Source organism: Microcoleus sp. BM001215392, assembly GCF_036700185.1.
In the GTDB taxonomy this organism is placed as follows: Bacteria; Cyanobacteriota; Cyanobacteriia; order Cyanobacteriales; family Microcoleaceae; genus Microcoleus.
In genome coordinates, this window is sequence record NZ_JAUBOJ010000490.1 from 1 (window position 1) to 4,703 (window position 4,703).

General features: G+C 44.2%; 1 protein-coding gene. It reads right to left on the reverse strand.

The window, feature by feature from the left end; translation table 11 throughout:
- Positions 1-53 precede the first annotated feature (53 nt).
- A complete protein-coding gene (locus QT974_RS31290) occupies positions 54-4,289 on the reverse strand; it encodes a PAS domain-containing protein (RefSeq protein WP_333472270.1) in 4,236 nt (1,411 codons plus the stop codon).
- Positions 4,290-4,703 lie beyond the last annotated feature (414 nt).

Consider the following 4,703-nt stretch of genomic DNA (forward strand, 5'->3'; position numbering starts at 1 on the left):
CAACTGTCAACTGTCAACTGTCAACTGTCAACTGTCAACTGTCAACTGACTAATTACCTTTGCTTAATTGGAATCTCGATCGCAAATTCAGTTCCCCCACCGGGCGTGGAAAGGCAGCGTAGCGCGCCCCTGTGTCTTTCGACCACAATCTGATAGGAGATGGACAGTCCCAAACCAGTACCTTTACCGACGGGTTTAGTAGTAAAAAACGGGTCAAATATCCGAGATTTAACAGACTCTGCCATTCCCGACCCGTTATCGGAAATTGCGATCGCCACCCGATTGTTATCCAACACCTCCGTGCGAATCCGAATCAAAGGAAATGCGTCACAAGCCAAAGGTAAAGTAGGAAAATTTTGCCGTTCCCCATCCGGTGCACTCGCGAATTCCAATTTTCTATTTCTGATATTTGCCAAAGCATCAATCGCATTACTTAGTATATTCATAAAAACTTGATTTAACTGTCCGACATAGCACTGTATCGGTGGCAGTATTCCATATTCTTTGACTATTTCAATCTGGCGATTTCTACCATTCTCCTTGACTTTGTGTTGCAAAATTAACAGAGCGCTGTCAATTCCTTCGTGAATATCAACACGCTTAATATCAGATTCTTCCAGTCTGGAAAAATTGCGCAAAGACAGAACAATTTCGCGAATGCGATCGGCTCCATTTTCAATTGAATTCAGTAGGTTCGGGAAATCCTCTTGCATAAATTCCACTTCTATTTCTTCAATAAAATTCGCGATTTCCGTCACTGGTTGCGGGTAATTTTTTTGATACAAACTACACAGTTGCAGCAAATTTTTTGCATACTCGTTAGCGTGAATAATATTGCCGTAAATAAAACTAACAGGATTATTGATTTCGTGAGCAATTCCGGCAACTAGCTGTCCCAAACTCGACATTTTTTCTGCTTGAATTAATTGAGCTTGAGTCCGGCCTAATTGTTGCAATGTTTGCTCTAGTTCGCGATTTTTATGTTTTAATTCTGATTCGGCTTGTTTGCGCTTGGTAATATTGCGGGCGATAACTATTGCCTGATTCGAGTTAAAAGGTAGCAATCTCGCTTCATAAGTTTCTTCCCCTGACGGCATGGATAGGGAATACTCTATACTAACTGGAGTTCTATTTTCGGCAACTTCCAGTAGAGCCTGTTTTAGCTGCCTAGCGGCGGTTGTTGGCAATATATCGGTCACTTGTTTGCCAAGAAAAGAGTCGGAATTCAGGTACAAATCCGCTGAATTTCCTGACAAATAATCCAAAATAATGCCGTCAGCATTGAGGCGGAAATACAGATCCGGCAATGCTAGAAAAACAGATTCCAACTCAGAAGTTTTTTGGCGCAATGCTTCTTGGGCGTGGTAGCGATCGCTAATATCCAAAATTACCCCATCCAAACAGGAAACGCTCCCATCGGCGTCGAACACTGGAGAACCTTTATCCCACACCCATTTAACCGTGCTGTCTGCTGCTAGCAAGCGGTATTCTAAATTATAAGACTGTTTATTTTCTATTCCTTGCCGAATTCTTGCTTCTACTTTTGCCAAATCTTCGGGGTAAATAATGCTAGCAAAAGTTCTGCCTTTGCTGTCCAAACGCGAAATGAAATCCCCGGCTGGGTAGCCAGCTAATAAGTAAATTGCCTCGCTAATAAAACTTGTTGAAAAATCGCAACGCCAGCGATAAACCACTCCAGGAATATTAGCAACCAAAGACCTAAATCTGGCTTCACTCCTGCGCAAAGCTGCTTCCGATTCATGGCGTTTTGTAATATCGTTAGTAAAACCTAGCACTGCAAATATATTACCTTCAGCATCGCGCAGAGGGACTTTTTTGGTATCTAAAATATGTATTGAACCATCAGCAACAGTTGCGGCATCGCAGGGATTGTGGATAATTTCGCCTGCCAGTACAGCAGAGTCGTCTATGCGAAATCCTCGGATATTTTGTGCAGAATTACCAAATACTAAATCTTCTGAAAACCCTAATTCTAAATCGGATTTTCCCAGTATTTCTTCGACTGTTTTGCCGATCGCTTCGGCTAAACTGTTGTTGGCCAAAATGTAGCGAAATTGTTTATTCTTGGCAAAAATCCAGTCACTGGTTTTGTCGATTACCGTCCGCAGCAGTTGTTCCGAACGTTCGGTTTGTGCCAATGCTACTTGCAGTTCTACTTCCAAGCACTTGCGAGCTGTAATATTTTCAAATGCTACGCCTACGGAGTTGTTAGGTAACGGAAAAGCTTTAATGGAAAAAGCACGAGTTATTTTTCCCGATTCGTCGCAGTCAATATCTTCAACTTCTACGGCTTTTTGGGTGCGAATTACCTCTGCAAATGCTTGGGGAATGTTTTTCGATCGCAAATGCGGAAAAATTTCGTCGATTGTCATACCCAAAACATCGGCCATTTCTAGCCCGGTAAACCTAGTGGCAGCGGGATTCGAGGCGATCGCCCTCAAGGTGCTATCATCATCTATATTTTCCAAGTGATAGACGTACAAACCAATTTGCATATTCTCAACAATTTGGTCGTAGAGGCGCACGCTTTCGTCTACCTGCCTGCGTTCGGTGATATCTTCGGTAATCCCCAAAACGTACTGAGGATGGCCCTGAGCGTCGAGAATTGGCACTTTGCGGGTGTGTAGTATTCTCATGCCTTTGTGGCGAGTTTGGATCGGCTCTTCGGCTATTTCTTTAACCAGAGATTGGTTGTGATGACTGGTCAATATTTCCCTGTCTTGAGCGGTGAAAACATCAGCTTGTTCTTTGGAGTAAATATCATAGTCATTTTTGCCGATCGCCTCTTGAGAGGTAACACCTGCGATCGTTTCCCCCGCTTTATTCCACAGTACAAATTTCAGCGAAGAAGCATCTTTAGCAAAAACTCCCAGCGGCAAATTTTCTACTACGGAATTCAGGAACGCTTTAGCTGCTTTCAATTCAGCTTCTGCACGCTTGCGTTCGATGCCTAAAGCAATCACATCAGCAACCGACGCTAAAGTTTCCTGAAACGGTTTTGTTAGGGGCTGGCGGCTGATAATTACCATAACTCCTACTAGCCTTTCTTCGACAATTAAAGGGTAGCCGGCGAAGGTAAGAGTTTGCTGGGTAGTTTGGCAATTTCTCGCATTTTGACTGCTGTTGATAATTGCTATTTTAGAACTGTCCGTTGCTGTGGCTTCCCCAGATTCTTCCTCCTCCAGCCCAATATGATTCAGTTCAACTCCGCAGTCAAATTGCGGTTGTTGCTGTTGGGCGATCGAGTTGACCTTATTTTGAATAAATCGAGTGCGATCGCCTGTGTTGCTGTAATTACCCGAAACTGCTTGTAACTGGCAAACATTGTGTTGAGAATTGAAAGTCCAAATTTCCGCAGAGGCGACATCGAGATTTTGCACCATCGCCTCGCAACAAGGTAGCAGGATATCTTGAGGGTGCTTGGTAAGGGCAATACCGACATCAGCTACCATTGCGGTGAGGCGAGAAGCTTGGGCTTTTTCTGCTTCCAACCGTTTGCGATCGGTGATGTCTTCCACCAAAGAAAGCACGGTAAAAGTTTCACCGCTGCGAATAATCGAGTTGAACCAGCGACACCAAATAACTTGTCCGCTTTTAGTATAGTTACGGTTAATTGAAGTATTGCCGTTACCGGAGGCTAGTTCGAGTTCGATCGCGCGCCCCGCCTCTCGATCGTCCTCGCCAACCAAATCCAAATCGCCGAAATGCTTACCCAGCATATCATCGGAAGTCCAGCCAAATATTTCTTCAGCACGTTTCGACCACTGAACGATCCGAAAATTCTCATCCCAGCCTACCATTGCCAGGGGACTGTTAGCTGCATTCAACCACAGTAAATGATTCGAGCGACGCAACTGTTGAGTTTTTTGCTGCTGCCAGCGGTAGTGCCTGGTTATATCTCTACCGACACCCAACACCCGCATCTGATTGTTAGCGACATCCAGCGCTGGCGTGTAAGCCGTTTCGTAAATTTTAATCCCGCCATCAGCAGCCGTCACCTCGTGAATTGCCAGCTTTTTTTCCCCTGTGATAAATACTTGTTGCAGGCAGGAATCAATCTGAGAGATTATATTTTTTAGAGCTGTATTATTGGGATATAATTTCAACAATTCCGGATTTGTTTTGTTGACTGCTTCAGCCGGCTCCAATCCCATCCAAGCAGCAGCTACAGGATTAATCGATATGTACTTTTGCTGTCGATCGCACTCTAGAAAAGCATCAACAGAGTTAGAGAAAAAAGACTGTAACGAGTTGATAACTTCCTGCATGGGTATTTTTCGATCGCTTGCAAGTTAAGCTTTAAATTTTTCCTAAAGTCAGTTTAACCCACTCAAATATTTTTGCGCACTTGAACTGGTGCGGTTCCCGGTACAATTTTCGGCGCCGTTCCCTATATTACAAATATTTTCAGGAAATAGTATTTTTCGGAATATAACTTAATTACAGCAGATGCTCTTTTTTTTAACAAGACGCATCGGATACAAAAAGAGAAGAGGGAGGGGGAGAGGGGGAGATGGGGAGATGGGGAGAGGGGGAGATGGGGTGCACACATTAGTGTCAACTCAAGGCTGGAACCATTGATAAATCTCGCTTTTATCCGAGGTGAGATCCCCCTAAATCCCCCTTAAGAAGGGGGACTTTGAGCGCTTCCGGTTCCCCCCTTTTTAAGGGGGGTTAGGGGG